This window comes from Acidovorax bellezanensis (genome assembly GCF_025421555.1).
GTDB lineage: Bacteria > Pseudomonadota > Gammaproteobacteria > Burkholderiales > Burkholderiaceae_C > Comamonas > Comamonas bellezanensis.
Genome location: NZ_JAODYH010000017.1, coordinates 295,781 through 314,543 on the forward strand (window position 1 = coordinate 295,781; position 18,763 = coordinate 314,543).

The following is an 18,763-nucleotide window of genomic DNA, read 5'->3' on the forward strand; positions in this document are numbered from 1 at the left end:
CAAACCAATAACTGAAGGGACATGACATGATGAAGCTGTGGTCGGTGGTGCTGGTGGCAATGCTGTCGGTGGTGCATTTGGATGCAGACGCCAAACGCATGGGCGGTGGCAGATCCATGGGGCAGCAATCGGGCAACGTGACCCAGCGCAGCGCGCCGGCGAACGCTCCGGGTGCTCCAACGCAGAACGCGAGCAATGCGGCGGCTGCCAAGCCTGCCGCAGCGCCTGCTGCCGCGGCGCCCAAGAAGCCTTGGGGCGCGATGCTCGGCGGCCTGGCCGCTGGTCTGGGCCTGGCCTGGCTGGCCCATTCCCTGGGCCTGGGTGAAGCGTTCGGCAATATGTTGATGTTCGGCCTGCTGGCCATGGCCTTGATGGCGGTGGTGGGCATGGTGATGCGCGCTCGCCGGGCCAAATCGGAAAATACCTCTGCCGCGCGCAGCCCGTTTGCTTTCGCTGGCGCTGGTGGTGATGCGTCGAACGCGCCCCTGGCCCGCCAGTACAGCCCGGACAAGGTCGGCAACGACGCTTCGGCCCGTCCTTGGGAAAACCATGCAACGGGCTTCGAGTCCGCCGCTCCCGCGGGCGCGGCTACCGGATCGATGATCGGCTCCGGCCTGGCATCGACCTGGAGCGTGCCCGAAGGTTTTGACGTGGACGGCTTCCTCACGGCTGCCAAGCGCAATTTCGTGACGCTGCAAGCGGCCTGGGACCGTTCCGACATCAGCAGCCTGCGCGTCATGATGACCGACGGCATGCTGGCGGAAATCCGCGGCCAGTTGGCCGAGCGCGAGGCCGAGCGCCCCGGTGCCGTCAACCAGACCGATGTGCTGATGATTGAAGCCCAGTTGCTGGGCATCGAAGACCTGGGCGACGGCTACATGGCCAGCGTCGAGTTCTCCGGCATGATCCGCGAAGATGCTTCGGCCAGCCCTAGCCCCTTCCGCGAAGTGTGGAATATGACCAAGCCCAAGAGCGGTAACAGCGGCTGGCTGGTGGCCGGAGTGCAGGCTTTGCAGTAATTTCCCTCACACTAGGGAATAATCGGGGACTATGGCAACACAGTCCCCTTTTTCTTTTCTGAACGGTCTCCTGGAACGCGTCGTGACAGGTCCGCAACTTCCCTCCTGGTTGGTGCACGAAGTGCAGCAGCGCATGGTGCTGTTCCTCAACCATGTGCTGATGCAGGAAAAAGAGGCGATGGATCGCCTGGTGCGGCAAAAAGGCCGCGTGGCGCGGGTGCAATGGCGCTCGTACAGCATGGCCCTGGAGATCACGCCCGCGGGCCTGCTCGACCTGGCCGACGCCAGCGCCATGCCTGACCTGCAGCTCGAAGTCACCGATTCCTCCCCACTGGCCCTGGCCCAGGCGATGCTGCGCGGCGACAAGCCGGCCATCCGCATCGAAGGCGATGTGCAACTGGCCGCCGAAATCAACTGGCTGGTGGACAACGTTCAGTGGGATGTCGAGGAAGACCTGGCCCGCGTGATCGGCGATGCGCCCGCGCACACCGTGGCCCAGGTGGCCCGCAAGGCCGCGCAGACGCTGCGTCAGTTTGTCGGCGCACGCATGGCGGGCGCCAAGTCCGGCAATGAAAGAACAGGTGAAACGTTTCCTGGAGACGTTGACAGCCGGAACCAGCCATGAGTCGCCTGCTGCGTGGAGTGACCATCCTCTGGGTGGTATTTCGGTACGGGCTCGATGAGCTGGTTCTGTCCGGCTTCAAACACCCGTCGCTGCGCCTGCTCAGTCGCGTGCTGACGATTGGTCGGCGCCTGGATTCGCCGCGCGGCGTGCGCCTGCGCGAAGCGCTGGAGCGCCTGGGTCCGATCTTTGTCAAATTCGGCCAGGTGCTGTCCACGCGCAGCGACCTGCTGCCGCCCGATGTGGCGGTGGAGTTGGCCAAGCTGCAAGACCGTGTGCCGCCGTTCGCATCCAGCGTGGCTGTGGCGACGATAGAGCGCTCGTTCCAGCGGCCCTTGGCCGATATTTTCGTCAGCTTCGAGCAGACGCCCGTGGCCAGCGCCTCGATCGCCCAGGTGCACTTCGCGGTGCTGCGCGACCGCAACGGCCTGGAGCATGACGTGGCGGTGAAAGTGCTGCGCCCAGGCATGCTGGCGGTGATCGACAAGGACTTGCAGCTGATGCACATGATGGCGCGCTGGGTGGAAAGCCTGTCGGCCGAAGCCAAGCGCCTCAAGCCACGCCAGGTGATCGCCGAATTCGACACCTATCTGCACGACGAGCTGGACCTGATACGCGAAGCCGCCAATGCGGCGCAGCTGCGCCGCAACATGGATGGTCTGAATCTGGTGCTGATTCCCGAGATCCATTGGGATTTCTGCCATCCGCAGGTCATGGTCATGGAGCGCATGAAAGGCATTCCCATCAGCCAGGTCGACCGGCTGCGCGAAGCCGGCGTGGACATTCCCCAACTGGCGCGCGACGGCGTGACGCTGTTTTTCACCCAGGTGTTTCGCGATGGCTTCTTCCATGGCGACATGCACCCGGGCAACATCCAGGTCAGCCTGGATGCCAAGTCCTTCGGGCGCTACATCTCCCTGGACTTCGGCATCGTCGGCACATTGACCGAGTTCGACAAGGAATACCTGGCGCAGAACTTCACGGCATTTTTCCGCCGTGACTACAAGCGCGTGGCGCAGTTGCACATCGAAAGCGGCTGGGTGCCGGCGACGACGCGCGTCGAGGAGCTGGAATCGGCGATCCGCTCGGTCTGCGAGCCTTACTTCGACCGGCCGCTCAAGGAAATCTCACTGGGCATGGTGCTGATGCGCCTGTTCCAGACCTCGCGGCGCTTCCAGGTCGAAATCCAGCCGCAACTGGTGCTGCTGCAGAAAACCCTGCTCAACATCGAAGGCCTGGGCCGCCAGCTCGACCCCAACCTCGACCTGTGGAGCACGGCCAAGCCCTTCCTGGAGAAGTGGATGCTCGAGCAAATGGGGCCGCAGCGCCTGTGGCGCGAATTGCGCAACGAAGCGCCGACCTACGCCAAGCTGCTGCCCGAGCTGCCACGGTTGTTCTATCGCTTTCTTCAGCATAACAATGACGATCAGAGCAAGGCGCTGCAGGAGTTGATCAAGGCCCAGCAGCGCACCAACAGCCTGCTGCAAGGCCTGATCTATGGCGGCGTGGGCTTTGTGCTGGGTCTGCTGGTGATGCAGGTCGTGGTGCGTATCCGCTTTTACTGACGGTGGCGCATCATTTGCGCCACAGATGGCATGTGTTGGTAGGAAAGGCAGCTGTTGCCTCGATAATCCGCAGCGGTTTTGACAATACCCGGGGTTGGGGGGAGAGGTGCCATGTTGATCACATTCATCGTCGTGTATTTGCTCGTATCCATAGGGATAGGCTTGTATGCGGCCACGCGTGTCAAGAACACTGCGGACTACGCGCTGGCGGGGCGCAGCCTGCCGCTGGCGGTGGTGATCGCGACGACGTTCGCCACCTGGTTCGGCTCGGAAACGGTGCTGGGCGTGTCGGCGCAATTCGTCAAGTCGGGTCTGAGCGGCGTGGTCGAGGATCCGTTCGGCGCGGGCATGTGCCTGGTGCTGGTCGGCCTGTTCTTTGCCTACAAGCTCTACCAGAAGAACCTGATCACCATTGGCGACTACTACCGCCTGCGCTTTGGCCGCTCGGTGGAGCTGCTGTGCTCGGCCATCATCATCTTCAGCTACCTGGGCTGGGTGGGCGCGCAGATCACGGCCCTGGGCCTGGTCTTCAATCTGCTCACGCAGGGGGCGATGTCCATCACCGCGGGCATGGTGGTCGGCACGCTGGTCGTGCTGGTCTATACGCTGTATGGCGGCATGTGGTCGGTGGCCTTGACGGACTTCGTGCAGATGATCGTGATTGCCGTGGGCCTGCTGCTGATTGCCTGGTACGCGGCCGACCTGGCCGGCGGCGCCGGGCGCGTGATCAACTACGCGGCCACGGAAGGCAAGTTTCGTTTCTTCCCGGAAAACGCCGACGCCAAGGAATGGACCTTCTTCATTGCCGCAGCCATCACCATGATGCTGGGCTCCATCCCGCAGCAGGACGTATTCCAGCGCGTGATGTCGTCCAAGAACGCGTCCGTGGCGCGCCGCGGCCCCGTTATCGGCGGCATTCTCTACATCCTGTTCGCGCTGGTGCCCATGTTCGTGGTCACGGCGGCCGTGCTGATCATGCCGGACACCGCGCACGCGCTGCTGCAGGACGATCCGCAAAAGCTGCTGCCCACGCTGGTGATGGAGCGCATGCCGCTGGCACTGCAGATCGCGTTCTTCGGCGCGCTGCTGTCGGCCATCATGTCCACGGCCTCGGCCACGCTGCTGGCGCCGTCGACGGCCTTCGTGGAAAACATTCTGCGCAACATCCGCCCGGATATGTCGGATGCGGCCACGCTCAAGGCCATGCGCCTGTCGGTGCTGGGCTTTACGCTGTGCGTGCTGGTCTACGCGATCACCATGCAGGGCAGCTCCATCTATGAAATGGTTTCGGGCGCCTACCAGGTGCCTCTGGTGGGCGCGCTGGTGCCTTTGGCCGCGGGCCTGTACTGGAAGGGCGCGACCACCCAGGGCGCGCTGGCGGCGGTGGTGATGGGCCTGGGCGGCTGGCTGGCCTTCATTTGCATGCCGGGCTGGGCCGAGGCGTTTCCGCAACAGCTCGCGGGCCTGCTGTGCGCCGTGGTCGGCATGGGCGCCGGCTCGCTGCTGCCGCAGTGGCTGGGCAACCAGCGCGAGGCCGGGCACCACTTTGCCCAGGCCTGAAATCTGGGCGTGCGCATGTCACAGCCCTGCTTGGCATGTGTTCAGAGGCGGCGCCTATAATCGAGGGTTTTGCACTTTCCCTCGAATTAAAGCGCTATGCCGATTTACGCGTACAAGTGTGGCTCCTGTGAGCACAGCAAGGATGTGCTGCAGAAAATGGCCGATGCACCGCTGACGGTGTGTCCCGCCTGCGGTGCCCAGGCTTTTTCCAAGCAGCTCACTGCCCCGGGCTTTCAGCTCAAGGGCACGGGCTGGTATGCCACTGATTTCAAGAACGGCGGCAGCAAGCCCGCTGCTGCCACGCCCGCGCCTGCCGCGGCCGACGCAGCGCCTGCTGCCGCTGCTGCTGCCCCCGCAGCAGCTTCCGCACCCACCCCCGCCGCGGCCAGCACTGGCACGGCTTAATAAAGACCCCGCATGTCCGCCCTGCGCAAATGGCTGTTCACCGGTCTGCTGGTGATTGTTCCCGGCGTCATCACCGTCTGGGTGCTGAACTGGATCGTGGGTACGCTCGACCAGACGCTGACCATCCTGCCCGAAGCCTGGCAGCCTGATCGCCTGCTGGGACTGCATATTCCCGGCTTTGGCGTGCTGCTGACGCTGGCCATCTTGCTGGTGGTGGGCGCCGCGGCCAGCAACTTCGCGGGTCGCACGCTGGTGTCCTGGGGCGATGCCGTGGTCAGCCGCATTCCCGTGGTGCGCTCGATCTATTCCAGCGTCAAACAGGTCTCGGACACGCTTTTTTCCGAAGGCGGCAACGCCTTTCGCACGGCCGTGCTGGTGCAGTGGCCGCGTGAAGGCGTGTGGACCGTGGCCTTTGTCACGGGCACGCCCAGCGGCGAAATTGCCGCCTATCTGCGCGACGAATACCTCAGTGTGTTCGTGCCAACGACGCCGAACCCCACCGGGGGCTATTTTGTGATCGTGCGCAAGAGCGACTGCATTGAACTCGACATGAGTGTGGATGCCGCGCTCAAATACATCGTTTCGATGGGCGTGGTGACGCCACCCGACACCACGCTCGCGAATCCCAAATAACAAACCTTGACGCGTCCCAAGAGGGCGCAGGAAGACTTGCCATGGCCATGCGCTCCCATTATTGCGGTCTTGTGACCGAAGCCCTGTTGGGCCAAACCGTCACCCTGTCGGGTTGGGTGAACCGTCGCCGCGACCACGGCGGCGTGATTTTTATCGACCTGCGCGACCGCGAAGGCTATGTGCAAGTGGTCTGCGATCCTGACCGCGCCGAGATGTTCCAGACCGCCGAAGGCGTGCGCAACGAGTTCTGCGTGCAGGTCAAGGGCCTGGTGCGTGCGCGTCCCACGGGCACGACCAACGACAAGCTCAAGAGCGGCCAGATCGAAGTGCTGTGCCACGACCTGACGGTGCTCAACGCCTCGGTCACGCCTCCGTTCCAGATCGACGACGAGAACCTGTCGGAAACCGTGCGCCTGACCCATCGTGTGATGGATCTGCGCCGTCCCTACATGCAAAAGAACCTCATGCTGCGCTACAAGGTCAGCATGGAAGTTCGCAAGTTCCTGGACGCCAACGGCTTCGTCGACATCGAAACGCCCATGCTGACCAAGAGCACGCCCGAAGGCGCGCGCGATTACCTCGTGCCCAGCCGCGTGCACGACGGCCAGTTCTTCGCTCTGCCCCAGTCGCCCCAGCTGTTCAAGCAACTGCTGATGGTGGCGGGCTTTGACCGTTACTACCAGATCACCAAGTGCTTCCGCGACGAAGACCTGCGCGCTGACCGCCAGCCCGAATTCACCCAGATCGATATCGAAACATCGTTCATGGATGAGCAGGAAATCCGCGACATGTTCCAGGGCATGATCAAGACCGTGTTCCAGAACTCGCTGGGCGTGGATCTGGGCGATTTCCCGGTCATGAGCTACCAGGAAGCGGCCCAACGCTTCGGTTCGGACAAGCCCGACCTGCGCGTCAAGCTCGAATTCACCGAGCTGACCGATGTCATGGCCGATGTCGACTTCAAGGTGTTCTCGACGCCCGCGACCACGCCCGGCGGCCGCGTCGTGGCGCTGCGCGTTCCTGGTGGCGCGGCCATCAGCCGCGGCGAGATCGACGGCTACACCGAGTTCGTCAAGATCTACGGTGCCAAGGGCCTGGCCTGGATCAAGGTCAATGAAGCCGCCAAGGGCCGCGAAGGCCTGCAGTCGCCCGTCGTCAAGAACCTGCACGATGCAGCCCTGGCCGAGATCATCAAGCGCACGGGCGCCCAGGACGGCGATCTGATCTTCTTCGGTGCCGACAAGGAAAAGATCGTCAACGACGCCATTGGCGCGCTGCGCATCAAGGTCGGCCACAGCGAGTTCGGCAAGAGCCACGGTCTGTTCGAAGACCGTTGGGCACCGCTGTGGGTGGTCGACTTCCCGATGTTCGAGCACGACGAAGACAACGACCGCTGGGTCGCAGTCCACCACCCCTTCACTGCGCCCAAGGATGGCCATGAAGACCTGATGGTCACCGATCCCGGCAAGTGCATTGCAAAGGCCTACGACATGGTCTTGAACGGCTGGGAAATGGGCGGCGGCTCGGTGCGTATCCACCGCGCCGAAGTCCAGAAGAAGGTGTTCGACGCCCTCAAGATCACGCCCGAAGACGCACAGCAGAAGTTCGGCTTCCTGCTCGACGCTCTGCAGTACGGCGCGCCTCCGCACGGCGGCCTGGCCTTCGGCCTGGACCGCATCGTCACGCTGATGACCGGCGCCGAGTCGATCCGCGACGTGATCGCCTTCCCCAAGACCCAGCGCGCCCAGTGCCTGTTGACCCAGGCCCCGAGCCCGGTCGACGAAAAGCAGCTGCGTGAACTGCACATCCGTCTGCGGAACATTGCCACCACCCCCTGAGCGGCTTACGCCGCTTCCCCCTCTCAACCTTCGGTGGAGGGGGACGACAGCCTCGCTGCGGGGCGGCCCTTGCTCGCTGTCTCCTTGCTGGGGCACGCCAGTTTTTGGCGTTGCGCCCTGAATAAAACGGTACTCGCCTGACCCCAGGCCAGTGCCGTTTTTTATGGCCCAACTGCCGGGTGAGAATTACATCTGCCCACAACTGCATGCGCGCACAATGGCAGTCATGCCGAAAATTCCGCAATCCGTGTTGGTGGTGATCCACACGGCACAACTGCAGGTGCTGCTGATGCAGCGCGCGGGCCAGGCGCCTTTCTGGCAGTCGGTCACGGGCAGCAAGGACTTCGAGGACGAACCCTGGGAGGCCGTGGCAGCGCGCGAAGTGCGCGAGGAAACCGGCATTGACGCATTCGGCGCCGGTTGCAGGCTGCACGACTGGCAGCTGGAAAACATCTACACGATCTACCCCGAGTGGCAGCACCGCTATGCGCCCGGTGTCTGGCACAACACCGAGCGCGTGTTCAGCCTGGAGGTGCCGTCCTACACCCCCGTCGTCTTGAATCCCGGCGAACACACCGCATTTGCTTGGCATGCCTGGCGTGAAGCAGCGGATCGCTGTACGGCGGCATCGAACGCCGAAGCGATACTGCTTTTGCCGCGCCTGGCTTCCTCCACTTTTTGAATCAACCGCTGTACATGACTGCTGCCAAAAATTCCGACTCCGGCATCTTGCGTGTCGCGACTTACAACATTCACAAGGGCGTCCAGGGCCTGGGGCCTGCGCGCCGGCTCGAAATTCACAACCTGGGCCTGGCCGTGGAGCAGCTAGACGCCGATATCGTGTGCCTGCAGGAAGTGCGCAAGATGAACCGGCGTGAAGCCCTTTATTTCGACCGCTGGCCCGATGTGCCCCAGGCCGACTACCTGGCACCCGAAGGCTATGAGTCGGTCTACCGCACCAACGCCTATACGCGCGACGGCGAGCACGGCAATGCCTTGCTCACGCGCTGGCCGGTGGTGGGCCACCAGCACGAAGATATTTCCGACCACCGCTTCGAGCAGCGCGGTCTGCTGCATGTGGAAATCGACATCCAGGGGCGCAGCGTGCATGCCATCGTCGTCCACCTGGGCCTGATCCGCGGCAGCCGCATGCGCCAGATCGCCCAGTTGCAGCGCTTCATCGAGCGCGAAGTGCCGCCGGGCGCGCCGCTGGTCGTGGCCGGTGACTTCAACGACTGGGGCGGCCAGATCAAGCGCATGCTGGCCAGTTTCGGCCTGCACGAGTTCGACGATGCCTCCGGCATGATGACTTATCCCTCGCGCCTGCCGCTGGCCCAGCTCGACCATGTCTATGTGCGCGGTCTCACACCCTGCGGCCTGCATGTGCCCAAGGGGAAAATCTGGTGGCGCATGTCCGACCATCTGCCGCTGATCGCCGAGTTCAAACTCTAAGACCATGCGCTGGGATCACGGGCTTTTGCAGCGCTATCCGGCGAAGTCCTTTGCGACAGCAAACAGCGCAATCGCTGGTAGGATGGCCGCATGCTCAGAGAACCCGCAGCCGATATGACTAAAGCCAGCCCCGACGAAGGGACGCCCGTTTCCGTGAAAATCCGTGAGCGGCTTGCTGCGGCTCGCAAACGCTATAACGCGAACGACAATATTGCGGAATTCATCGAACCCGGGGAACTGGAAAAGTTGCTCGACGAGGTCGAGAACAAGATGCAAGGCGTGCTCGACAGCCTGGTGATCGACACCGCCAAGGACCACAACACGCGCACCACGGCCCGGCGTGTGGCCAAGATGTATGTGAACGAAGTGTTCAAGGGGCGCTACACGCACGCCCCGGCGATCACCGAGTTCCCCAATGCCGAACACCTCAACGAATTGATGATCGTCGGCCCGATCACAGTGCGCAGCGCTTGCAGCCACCATTTCTGCCCGGTCATCGGCAAGATCTGGATCGGCGTGCTGCCCAACGAACACACCAATGTGATCGGCCTGTCGAAATACGCACGCCTGGTCGATTGGGTCATGGGTCGCCCCCAGATCCAGGAAGAGGCCGTGGTGCAGCTGGCCGACCTGATCATGGAAAAAACCCAGCCCGACGGCCTGGCCATCGTGATGGAAGCTTCGCACTTCTGCATGTCCTGGCGCGGCGTGCGCGAAATGGACTCGAAAATGCTCAATTCCGTGATGCGCGGCGTGTTCCTCAAGGACCCGACCCTGCGTCGCGAATTTCTCTCGCTGATCCCCGGAAGGAACTGATACATGCTGGTGCGCCTGATCTATGCAAGCCGCGCGGCCGATGAGTCTGCCGCAACGATAGAAGCTATCCTGACCACGGCGCGCGAGCACAATCCGGCCTCGGGCATTACCGGCGTGCTGTGCTATGGCGGCGGTGTATTCCTGCAGGCCATAGAAGGCGGGCGTTCACAGGTCAGCGCGCTGTTCGGCCATATCCAGCGCGATGTGCGCCACCAGGATGTGGAGCTGCTGCACTACGAGGAAATCGACGAGCGTCGCTTTGGCGGCTGGACCATGGGCCAGGTCAACCTGTCGCGCCTGAACCATGCCATCGTGCTCAAATATTCCGAGACCATCGAGCTCAACCCCTATACGGTGTCCGGCCGCATGTCGCTGGCTTTGCTGGAAGAGTTGATGGCCACTGCATCCATCATGGGGCGTGGCTAGAAACTGGCCCCCACGCTTGCCCACTGCGTGTGGCCGCGCTGGGGGGCTTAGCCCCCCAGATGCTTTCCATCTTGGGGCGGCCCGGCGGTGGCGGAGTTTCTCGCTCTTCCTGGTCTTGGCGATTGTGCTGATCGTCAGCACCTTGGCCCAGGCCGGACCGGCCCCCTGGTACTGGTGGGCCAGCAAGCTCGACGGCCAGCAGATTTGCCGGCAGACCTCTCCTGGCGCCGGCTGGGAACGCGCCAGCGGCCCCTTTCGCAACCCGCGCTGCACTACCTGAATAGCGCCTCGCGCGCGAAAGATCTCCCATGCCGACTGCTGAAACCCTGATCGCTTTCTTTGGCGTGGCCGTGTTGCTGGGCCTGAGCCCCGGGCCGGACAATGTCTTCGTGCTGCTGCAGTCGGCCCAGCGCGGCTGGCGCGCCGGCATGGCGGTGGTCGCGGGGCTGTGCGCCGGTCTGGTGGTGCATACGGCGGCCGTGGCTCTGGGGCTGGCGGCGGTGTTCGCCTCCTCGCCCACGGCCTTTGCCGTGCTCAAGTGGTGTGGCGCGGCCTACCTGGCTTATCTGGCCTGGCAGGCCTGGCGCGCGCCGGTGACCCTGGGCCATGCCCCCGCGCAGCAGCAGCCCTTGCAAGGCCGTGCGCTGTGGCGCATGACGGGGCGCGGCATGCTCATGAGCCTCACCAACCCCAAGCTGCTGATTTTCTTCCTGGCCTTCTTGCCGCAGTTCGCCGACCCGCAGCGTGGCAGCCTGGCGCTGCAGACCATGGTGCTGGGCTGCGTGTTCATGCTGGCCACCTTCCTGGTGTTCGGCTCCATTGCCTGCTTTTCCAGCGTTTTTGGCGCCTTGCTGCAGCGTTCGGTACGCGCCCAGCGCTGGCTCAATCGCTTCACCAGCCTGGTGTTCTTCGGACTCGCCGCGCGATTGGCGCTTGTGCAGCGCTGAGCTTGTCCATTGCGCTGTGCATGACCCCCCGAACCGAGGCTGCCGTCCCTAGCCGGGCGCCCCCCTCCACCGAAGGATGAGAGGGGGAAGACGGGGCGGCCCAAGACGCGAAGCGGCTCAGGGGGGCTGTGCATCAGCTCCAGGACAGCGTAGACAGGTCGTTGACGAACACCGGCATGTCTTTCCACAGGCCGCGCAGGTTCTTGTTGGCCACGGTCACCCATTGCGGCTGGTAGAGGAAGCCGAGCACCGATTCCTGGGCCAGCAGGCGCTGGGCTTCGCCGAGCAGGCGGGCGCGGTCCGCGGGGCGGGACGCGCGCTTGATCTGCTCGTACAAGGCGTTGAACTGCGGCGACTGGTAGCCCCAGTAGTAATCGGGCTTGGCGAAGTTGCCCAGGTCGAAGGGCTCGACGTGGGAAATGATGGACAGGTCGTAGTTCTTGTTGCCGTAGGTGCCGCTGAGCCACTGCGCCCATTCCACATTTTCCAGCTTGACCCGTATGCCTATCTTGGCCAACTGGGCCGCGATCACTTCGCCGCCCTGGCGCGCGTAGGGCGCGGGCGGCAGCGTCATGCTCAGCTCCAGCGGCGTCTTCACGCCGGCTTCGGCCATCAAGGCCTTGGCCTTGTCCAGGTCGTAGGGGTTGATGCCCGTGGTGTCCACATAGCCGAATGCCGTGGGCACGTAATAGCTGCCTATGGGCACGCCAAAGCCGTCGGCCGCGCCGTCGATCACGGCCTTGCGGTCTATGGCCGCGGCAATGGCACGGCGCACGCGCACGTCGTTCAATGGCTTGCGCGCGTTGTTGATGGCCAGAATGGTCTTGGCGCGCGAGCCGCAGACCAGCACCTGGAAGCGCGGGTTGGCCTTGAACTGCGCCACGCTGCGCGGCGAAATACGCGGGAAGCAGTCGACGTCGCCGGCCAGCAGGGACGCGACCTGGGCTGCCGGGTCGGTGATGAAGCGGAAGGTGGCGCGCTGGATGTGGATATTGGCCGGGGCGCGGAAACCCTTCCAGGCCTGGAGGGTGATGGCCGAGCCCTTGTTCCAGCGGCTCAGTTGGTAAGGGCCGGTGCCCACGGGCTGGGTGACGTTGGTGGCTGCGCTTTGGGGCTCGACGATGATGGACGTGGACTGGCCCAGAACGAACAGGAAGTCGGGATCGATGTCGTCGTTGGTGATCACCACGGTGTGGGGATCGAGGATCTTGGTGCGCATGCTGGCAAAGCTACGCTTGTCCTTGTTGGTGCTTTTCTCACCGGCCGCGCGCTCGAACGAGAACTTCACGGCATCGGCGGTGAACGGCACGCCGTTGTGGAAGGTGACGCCCTTGCGCAGCCGGAACGTATAGGTCTTGAGGTCGGGAGCGACGTCCCAGCTTTCGGCCAGCAGCGGCGAGACGCTGCCGTCGGCGTTGATCTTGGTCAGGGTCTCGAAGATGTTGTAGTGGACGATCTCGGCAATCGACGAAGCCGCGCCTGCCGTGGGATCCAGGCCTGGCGGTTCCAGCGTGATGGCCAGCACGACGCTGTCTTTTTTCCTGTCCTGTGCCAAGGCGCTCCAGGGCGCGAGAAGAGTCGTGCTGGCCAGGGAGCTGGCGGCCAGTACGGAGCGGCGATTCAACATGTGGGAAGTCTCCGAGCGGAACAGTCTGGTGGGCGGTGCCCGGCCGGCGTGTGTCGGCGGGGCTTTCCGCCTTTTTACACTATCGCAGAGCCTGGCGTGGAACGTTCGCGGCGCCGGGCCCGCGAACGGCCAGGGGCAATCCGTGGCACGGCGTCCACCAGGGCGCGGGTATAGGGGTGCTGGGGGGCGCTGAACAGCTGGGCAGGCGCGCCGCGCTCGACGATCTGGCCCTGGTACAGCACGACCACTTCATCGCACAGTTGCTGCACCACGGCCAGGTCGTGGCTGATGAGCAGATAACCCAGGCCGTGCTGCTGCTGCAGGTCCTGCATCAGATTGAGCACCTGGGCCTGCACCGAGACATCGAGCGCGCTCACCGGCTCGTCGGCGACGATCAACCGTGGGCGCGTGATCAGCGCGCGCGCAATGGCGATGCGCTGGCGTTGGCCGCCGGAGAATTCGTGCGGGTACTTGTCCAGATCGCTGCTGCGCAGGCCGACCTGCGACAGTGCCGCCGCGGCCTGTTCGCGCTGATCGGCCCGGCTGCCCAGGCGCAGAGCCTGCAGCGGCTCGGCAACGATGCGCTCCACGTTCTGGCGCGGGTCCAGCGAACCATAGGGGTCCTGGAACACCATCTGGAAGTCGCGGCGCGCCGCGCGCAGCGCCTGCGGCGCGAGCCGGTGCACATCCTGGCCCAGGATCCGCACCTGGCCCGCGTCGGGCTGATCCAGCGCCATCACCAGCCGCGCCAGCGTCGACTTGCCCGAGCCCGATTCGCCGACCACGCCCAGGCTGCGCCCCATCTCCATGCGCAGGCTCACGCCGCGCAGGGCGGCGATGGTGGGCGGCGCGCTGAACAGCTGGCGGCGCGGCAGCCGGTAGCTGCGCGCCAGGTCGGTGACTTCGAGCAGCGCAGGGGCAGGGGTGGGCGTCATGGCAGGTCGGGCGAAGTGGGCGCCGCGGCAGTGAACGGTGCATGCACCACTTCGGGCCGCAGGCAGCGGGCCTGGTGGTTGGGCTGGCCCGAGTCCACCACGGTGGCGGCAGGTCGCTGCTGGTGGCACAGGTCAATGGTGTGGGCGCAGCGGCCCGCGAAGGGGCAGCCCGCGGGCAGGTCGGAAAGCTCGGGGACCGTGCCAGGAATGGTCGGCAGCGGCGCGCGCGGGCCGGTGTGGTGGGCGGCAATCTGCGGCCGCGCCGCGAGCAGGCCGCGGGTATAGGGGTGGCCCAGGTGGCTGAAGATGGCTTCGGTGGGGCCGCTCTCGACCACGCTGCCGCCATACATCACCAGCATCTGGTCGACATTCTGCGAGACCACGCCCAGGTCGTGGGAGATCAGGATCAGCGCCATCTGGCGTTCGTCCACCAGGTCGCTGATCAGATCGAGAATCTGCTGCTGCACGGTCACGTCCAGCGCCGTGGTCGGCTCGTCGGCGATCAGCAGATCGGGCCCGCAGGCCAGGGCCATGGCAATGGTGATGCGCTGGCGCTGGCCGCCGGAGAATTCGTGCGGGTAGGCGTTGGCACGGCGGGCGGCGTCTGCAATGCCCACGCGGTCGAGCAGGGCCACGGCCTGGCGCTGGGCCGTGGCGGCGTCGAGGCCGCGGTGGCGGCGCAGCGGCTCCGCCACCTGCCGGCCTATGCTGTGCACCGGGTTCAGCGCCGTCATGGGCTCCTGGAAGACCATGGCGATGCGGTTGCCGCGCAGGGCGCAGAGTTCGCGCTCTGGCAGTCCGACCAGCTCGCGGCCGTCGAAGCGAATGCTGCCCGTGAGCTGGGCGCGCTCGGGCAGCAGGCCCATCAACGCCATCGCCGTGAGCGACTTGCCGCTGCCCGATTCGCCGATGATGCCCAGCGTGCCGCCGCGCTCCAGCGCAAAGTCCATGTCGCGCACGGCCAGGGCCGGGCCGCGCTGCGTGGCCAGCGTGAGCTGTAGGCCGGAGACTTCAAGCAATGCCATGGTGGTGTGGAAAGAGTGGGGCTCAGCGCTGGCGTGCCAGCCGGGGGTCGAGCAGATCGCGCAGGCCGTCGCCCAGCAGGTTCAGGCCCAGCACGGCCAGCGCAATCGCCAGGCCGGGCCAGATGGCCAGCAGCGGCGCCTGGAACATGAGTGTCTGGGCTTCGCTGAGCATGCGTCCCCAGGACGGCTGGGGCGGCTGCGTGCCCAAGCCCAGGTAGGACAGGGCGGCCTCGGCCAGAATGGCCACGGCGAACTGTATGGTCGCCTGGACGATCAGCACCGAGAGGATATTGGGCAGCACATGTTCGCGCGTGATGGCCCAGGCATTCTTGCCGCAGGCGCGGGCCGCCAGAATGTATTCACGCGACCAGACGGCATTCGCCGACGCCCTGGTCACGCGCGCAAAGGTCGGGATGTTGAAGATGCCGATGGCGATGATGGAGTTGACGATGCCCGCGCCGAACACGGCCGTGAGCATGATGGCCGACAGGATGGCGGGGAAGGCGAACGTGAAGTCCGCCAGCCGCATGATGGCTTCCTCGACCCAGCCGCGGCGCGCGGCGGCGAGCAGGCCCAGGGCCGTGCCTATGGCCAGACCTATGCCCACGGCGATCACGCCCACCAGAATGGAGTTGCGCGCTCCCACCAGCAGCAGCGAAGCCACGTCGCGCCCGAAAGCGTCCGTGCCCAGCCAGTGGGCGGCGCCTGGCGCCTGCAGCTTGGCGGGCAGGTCCATTTCATAGGGCGACCAGGGCGTCCACAGGTAGGACAGGCCGGCTGCGCACAGCAGCAGCAGCGACAGCAGGGCGCCCAGCACAAAGTTGCGCTGGCGCAGGGCGCGCCGCCAGAAGCCGGAATGGCTCTGGGCAGGAGCAAGGGGCAGGGCGCTCATATGTCGCTGGCTTTCACGCGCGGATCGATGACCGCGTACAACAGGTCCACGACAAAATTGACCACTACCACCATGGTGGCCAGCAGCATCACGCAATTGCGCACCACGATCAGGTCGCGGTTGGCGATGGACTGAAAAATGAGCCGGCCCAGGCCGGGCAGGTAGAACACGTTTTCCACCACGATGGTGCCGGCGAGCAGGTTGGCGAACTGCAGGCCCATCACGGTGACCACGGGAATCATGGCATTGCGCAGCACATGGCCCCAGAGCACTGCGCGTTGTGTCAGCCCCTTGGCCCGGGCGGTGCGCACGAAATCTTCGCGCAGCACGTCGAGCACGGCCGAGCGGGTGATGCGCGCCAGGATGGCGGCCTGCACCACGGCCAGCGAGATCGCCGGCAGCAGCAGCGCCTTGAGCGCCGCCCACAGGCCTCCGCCTTCGTCCTCGCTCCAGCCCGGGAAGCCGCCCGCGGAAAACCATTGCAACTTCACGGAAAACAGCAGGATCAGCAGGATGGCGAACCAGAAGTTGGGAATCGCAATGCCCAGCTGGGCCAGCCCCATCACGCCCATGTCGCCCCAGCGGTTGTGCCGCGAAGCGGCGTAGACGCCTGCCAGCAGGGCCAGCACGGTGGTGATGAGCATGGCCATCAAGGCCAGGGGCACGGTCAGCGCCAGGCGTTCGCGCACCAGGTCCAGCACCGGGCTGCTGTAGGCATAGCTGTTGCCCAGGTCGAGCACCAGCAGGCCGTGTATCCATTGCAGGTAGCGCTGCCAGGCCGGCTGCTCCAGGCCCAGCTGCACGGCCAGGGCCTGCACGGCTTCGGGGGCGGCGTCGGGTCCCATCAGCATCTGCGCGGCATTGCCGGGCAGGATTTCCAACACCAGGAACACCACGGCCGAAGTGGCGACCAGGGTGGCGATCAGGGTCAGAAGGCGTTTGAGGAGGAAAACACTCATGGGGAGGCGGTTCAGCAGGCAGGGCAGAGCATAGCGGCAAATGGTGCCATGCCCGCTGTTGCTGCGGGACTATGGCTGCGGCCGGATAATTGGGGCCTTATGAAACCTGTGCCGTCTTCTCCATTGTGTTGCCAGGCGCCGGCTGGCGCGCGCGAGGTGCCGACATGGCCTTGATGATCACCGACGAGTGCATCAACTGCGATGTGTGCGAGCCCGAGTGTCCGAACGACGCCATCTACATGGGCGAGTTCATCTATGAGATCACGCCGTCCAAGTGCACCGAGTGCGTAGGCCATTTCGACGAGCCGCAATGCGTGCAGATCTGCCCCGTGGCCTGCATTCCCGTGCACCCCGAGCATGTGGAAAGCCGCGAAACCCTGCTGCAGAAGTTCATGCGGCTGAAATCTAGCACCCCCTGAGCGGCTTACGCCACTTCCCCCTCTCATCCTGCGGTGGAGGGGGACGACACCATCGCTGCGGGGCGGCCCTTGCTCGGTGTCTCCATGTTGGGACACGCCAGTTGCCGGGGCTGTGAGCGATGCGAGCGCCAGGGTTGATTAGTCTTCGACCACCTGTCTCACCGGCTTGGGCCGTGGCGGCTTGGTGGTGTGGATTTGCAGCGTGGCCTTTTCCATGTCGCCGGCCTGCAGCAGGCGCCAGGACTTGAGCGAATGGGCGATGCTGTCTTCGATCAGCGTGCGCTGGTCGGGGGCGGGTTTCTTCAGCACCCAGTTGGCGACTTCGTTTCTGTCACCCGGGTGGCCTATGCCTATGCGCAGGCGCCAGTAGTCGTTGCCGAGCTGGGCGTGGATGTCGCGCAGGCCGTTGTGGCCCGCATGGCTGCCGCCGCGCTTGAGCTTGGCCTGGCCGGGAAGCATGTCGAGCTCGTCATGCACGACCAGGATTTCTTCCGGCAGGATCTTGAAGAAGCGTGCCAATGCCCCTACGGACTTGCCCGAGAGGTTCATGTACGTCTGCGGCTTGAGCAGCCACACATTGTGGCCGTCGACGGTGGTGCGCGCGACCAGACCGGAATAGCTGCGGTCGGGCTGCAGCGTCACCTTGAGTTCCTGCGCCAGCCCGTCAATCCACCAGAAACCGGCGTTGTGGCGCGTGTCCTCGTACTCGGGGCCGGGGTTGCCCAGGCCGACAAACAGTTTGATCATGTGTGCATTATCTCCATGGGTATTGCATTGTTCGATGACCCAAAGCCAACGGCCCACGCAAGGTGGGCCGTTGGCTTTGGGCAGCCCCAGTCCTGGGGACCGGGGCTGTGCTCAAGAAGTGATTACTTCTTGCCCTTCTTGGCGGGAGCGGCTGGTGCTGCTTCGACAGGAGCAACCATCTCATCGGCTGGAGGCACGATGGAAACCAGCGTGGGGTTCAGTTGCGTGCCGCGGATGTGGGCAACCACATTCTTGGGCAGCTGAACTTGCTTCAGCGTGAACGAGGAACCCTTTTGCAGGTTGCTCAGGTCCACGGTGATGAACTCAGGCAGGTCCGAAGGAACGCAGACCACGGGCAGGGTGGTGACCAGAGGGGTCACAACGCACTTGTCCTGGGTCACTGCGGGCGACTTGTCGGCGCCTTCGAAGTGCAGGGGCACGTTCAGGTGCAGCTTGGTCGTTGCGTCCACGCGTTGGAAGTCAACGTGCAGGACCAATTGCTTGAAGGGGTGGAATTGCACATCACGCAGCACGACCTTGGTGGTCTGGCCGTTGATTTCCATGTCCAGAATGCTGGAGTGGAACGATTCCTTCTTCAGGGCGTGCCACAGATCATTGTGGTTGGTTTCGATGGCCAGGGACTCAACGCCACCACCGTAAACGATACCGGGCGTGTTGCCCGAATTACGCAGACGGCGGCTCGCACCCGTACCTTGCTTAGCGCGCTCTGTTGCGACGAAGTTCATATTTAGCTCCTGTGTGAGTCGACCGCGACCAGTCAGACTCGATTTAAAAAAGGCCAAGCGACACATGCCTCATTGGCCTTGAAATGCTCTGGAACACACAAAACCTCCCGAAGGAGGTTGCTGTGCCGGC

Annotated in this window: 21 protein-coding genes; 14 read left to right on the forward strand and 7 right to left on the reverse strand. The window is 64.5% G+C overall.

Translation table 11 applies throughout. The features are described 5' to 3' along the window. The first annotated feature begins 26 nt into the window (after nucleotides 1-26). From N0K08_RS22415 to N0K08_RS22475, 13 genes are all read left to right on the forward strand, one after another. On the forward strand, nucleotides 27-1,019 hold the full coding sequence (locus tag N0K08_RS22415; RefSeq protein WP_261502645.1) for a Tim44 domain-containing protein: 993 nt from the start codon (nucleotides 27-29) through the stop codon (nucleotides 1,017-1,019). 31 nt (nucleotides 1,020-1,050) lie between these two features. After that, nucleotides 1,051-1,644 (forward strand): ubiquinone biosynthesis accessory factor UbiJ, encoded by a 594-nt coding sequence (locus N0K08_RS22420; protein ID WP_261502646.1) that lies wholly within the window; start codon nucleotides 1,051-1,053, stop codon nucleotides 1,642-1,644. Then, nucleotides 1,641-3,206, forward strand: a complete 1,566-nt coding sequence (gene ubiB, locus N0K08_RS22425; protein ID WP_261502647.1) for a ubiquinone biosynthesis regulatory protein kinase UbiB — start codon at nucleotides 1,641-1,643, stop codon at nucleotides 3,204-3,206. The genes N0K08_RS22420 and ubiB overlap by 4 nt, the downstream gene beginning before the upstream one ends. A 111-nt stretch (nucleotides 3,207-3,317) precedes the next feature. After that, entirely contained in the window at nucleotides 3,318-4,766 is a 1,449-nt protein-coding gene (locus N0K08_RS22430; RefSeq protein ID WP_261502648.1) for a sodium:solute symporter family protein, read from the forward strand. A gap of 96 nt (nucleotides 4,767-4,862) precedes the next feature. Beyond that, nucleotides 4,863-5,171, forward strand: a complete 309-nt coding sequence (locus tag N0K08_RS22435; protein ID WP_261502650.1) for an FmdB family zinc ribbon protein — start codon at nucleotides 4,863-4,865, stop codon at nucleotides 5,169-5,171. A 12-nt stretch (nucleotides 5,172-5,183) separates the two neighbouring features. Next, nucleotides 5,184-5,804, forward strand: a complete 621-nt coding sequence (locus tag N0K08_RS22440; RefSeq protein ID WP_261502651.1) for a DUF502 domain-containing protein — start codon at nucleotides 5,184-5,186, stop codon at nucleotides 5,802-5,804. A 41-nt stretch (nucleotides 5,805-5,845) separates the two neighbouring features. Continuing rightward, nucleotides 5,846-7,642 (forward strand): aspartate--tRNA ligase, encoded by a 1,797-nt coding sequence (gene aspS / locus N0K08_RS22445; RefSeq protein ID WP_261502652.1) that lies wholly within the window; start codon nucleotides 5,846-5,848, stop codon nucleotides 7,640-7,642. A 217-nt stretch (nucleotides 7,643-7,859) separates the two neighbouring features. Then, nucleotides 7,860-8,324 (forward strand): dihydroneopterin triphosphate diphosphatase, encoded by a 465-nt coding sequence (gene nudB, locus N0K08_RS22450; protein ID WP_261502653.1) that lies wholly within the window; start codon nucleotides 7,860-7,862, stop codon nucleotides 8,322-8,324. A 14-nt stretch (nucleotides 8,325-8,338) separates the two neighbouring features. Continuing rightward, nucleotides 8,339-9,094 carry an endonuclease/exonuclease/phosphatase family protein gene (locus tag N0K08_RS22455; RefSeq protein ID WP_261502654.1) on the forward strand — a complete coding sequence of 252 codons (756 nt, stop codon included), beginning with the start codon at nucleotides 8,339-8,341 and terminating at the stop codon, nucleotides 9,092-9,094. 90 nt (nucleotides 9,095-9,184) lie between these two features. Then, nucleotides 9,185-9,910 carry a GTP cyclohydrolase I gene (folE, locus tag N0K08_RS22460; protein ID WP_261502655.1) on the forward strand — a complete coding sequence of 242 codons (726 nt, stop codon included), beginning with the start codon at nucleotides 9,185-9,187 and terminating at the stop codon, nucleotides 9,908-9,910. Nucleotides 9,911-9,913: 3 nt separating this feature from the next. Beyond that, complete coding sequence (locus N0K08_RS22465) at nucleotides 9,914-10,336, forward strand: BLUF domain-containing protein (protein ID WP_261502656.1); 423 nt, start codon at nucleotides 9,914-9,916, stop codon at nucleotides 10,334-10,336. Nucleotides 10,337-10,451: 115 nt separating this feature from the next. After that, nucleotides 10,452-10,616, forward strand: a complete 165-nt coding sequence (locus N0K08_RS22470) for a hypothetical protein (RefSeq protein ID WP_261502723.1) — start codon at nucleotides 10,452-10,454, stop codon at nucleotides 10,614-10,616. A 28-nt stretch (nucleotides 10,617-10,644) separates the two neighbouring features. Continuing rightward, on the forward strand, nucleotides 10,645-11,283 hold the full coding sequence (locus tag N0K08_RS22475) for a LysE family translocator (protein ID WP_261502657.1): 639 nt from the start codon (nucleotides 10,645-10,647) through the stop codon (nucleotides 11,281-11,283). A 133-nt stretch (nucleotides 11,284-11,416) separates the two neighbouring features. Here the strand turns inward: N0K08_RS22475 and N0K08_RS22480 are convergent, their stop codons facing one another. From N0K08_RS22480 to N0K08_RS22500, 5 genes are all read right to left on the reverse strand, one after another. After that, nucleotides 11,417-12,910 carry an ABC transporter substrate-binding protein gene (locus N0K08_RS22480; RefSeq protein WP_261502658.1) on the reverse strand — a complete coding sequence of 498 codons (1,494 nt, stop codon included), beginning with the start codon at nucleotides 12,908-12,910 and terminating at the stop codon, nucleotides 11,417-11,419. A 74-nt stretch (nucleotides 12,911-12,984) separates the two neighbouring features. Beyond that, nucleotides 12,985-13,845, reverse strand: coding sequence for an ATP-binding cassette domain-containing protein (locus N0K08_RS22485; RefSeq protein WP_261502660.1), 861 nt, complete (start codon nucleotides 13,843-13,845; stop codon nucleotides 12,985-12,987). Continuing rightward, nucleotides 13,842-14,870: an ABC transporter ATP-binding protein gene (locus tag N0K08_RS22490; protein ID WP_261502661.1), complete on the reverse strand. Its 1,029-nt coding sequence runs from the start codon at nucleotides 14,868-14,870 to the stop codon at nucleotides 13,842-13,844. The genes N0K08_RS22485 and N0K08_RS22490 overlap by 4 nt, the downstream gene beginning before the upstream one ends. A 22-nt stretch (nucleotides 14,871-14,892) precedes the next feature. After that, nucleotides 14,893-15,762 (reverse strand): ABC transporter permease, encoded by an 870-nt coding sequence (locus N0K08_RS22495; RefSeq protein WP_261502662.1) that lies wholly within the window; start codon nucleotides 15,760-15,762, stop codon nucleotides 14,893-14,895. Continuing rightward, nucleotides 15,759-16,721 carry an ABC transporter permease gene (locus N0K08_RS22500; protein ID WP_261502663.1) on the reverse strand — a complete coding sequence of 321 codons (963 nt, stop codon included), beginning with the start codon at nucleotides 16,719-16,721 and terminating at the stop codon, nucleotides 15,759-15,761. The genes N0K08_RS22495 and N0K08_RS22500 overlap by 4 nt, the downstream gene beginning before the upstream one ends. A gap of 164 nt (nucleotides 16,722-16,885) precedes the next feature. Between N0K08_RS22500 and N0K08_RS22505 the strand changes: the two genes are divergently transcribed. Then, complete coding sequence (locus N0K08_RS22505; RefSeq protein ID WP_261502664.1) at nucleotides 16,886-17,140, forward strand: YfhL family 4Fe-4S dicluster ferredoxin; 255 nt, start codon at nucleotides 16,886-16,888, stop codon at nucleotides 17,138-17,140. 138 nt (nucleotides 17,141-17,278) lie between these two features. Here the strand turns inward: N0K08_RS22505 and pth are convergent, their stop codons facing one another. Both pth and N0K08_RS22515 read right to left on the reverse strand, forming a co-directional pair. Continuing rightward, nucleotides 17,279-17,887: an aminoacyl-tRNA hydrolase gene (gene pth / locus N0K08_RS22510; protein ID WP_261502665.1), complete on the reverse strand. Its 609-nt coding sequence runs from the start codon at nucleotides 17,885-17,887 to the stop codon at nucleotides 17,279-17,281. Between the two features lie 122 nt (nucleotides 17,888-18,009). Continuing rightward, nucleotides 18,010-18,633, reverse strand: coding sequence for a 50S ribosomal protein L25/general stress protein Ctc (locus tag N0K08_RS22515; RefSeq protein WP_261502666.1), 624 nt, complete (start codon nucleotides 18,631-18,633; stop codon nucleotides 18,010-18,012). Nucleotides 18,634-18,763: the final 130 nt, after the last annotated feature.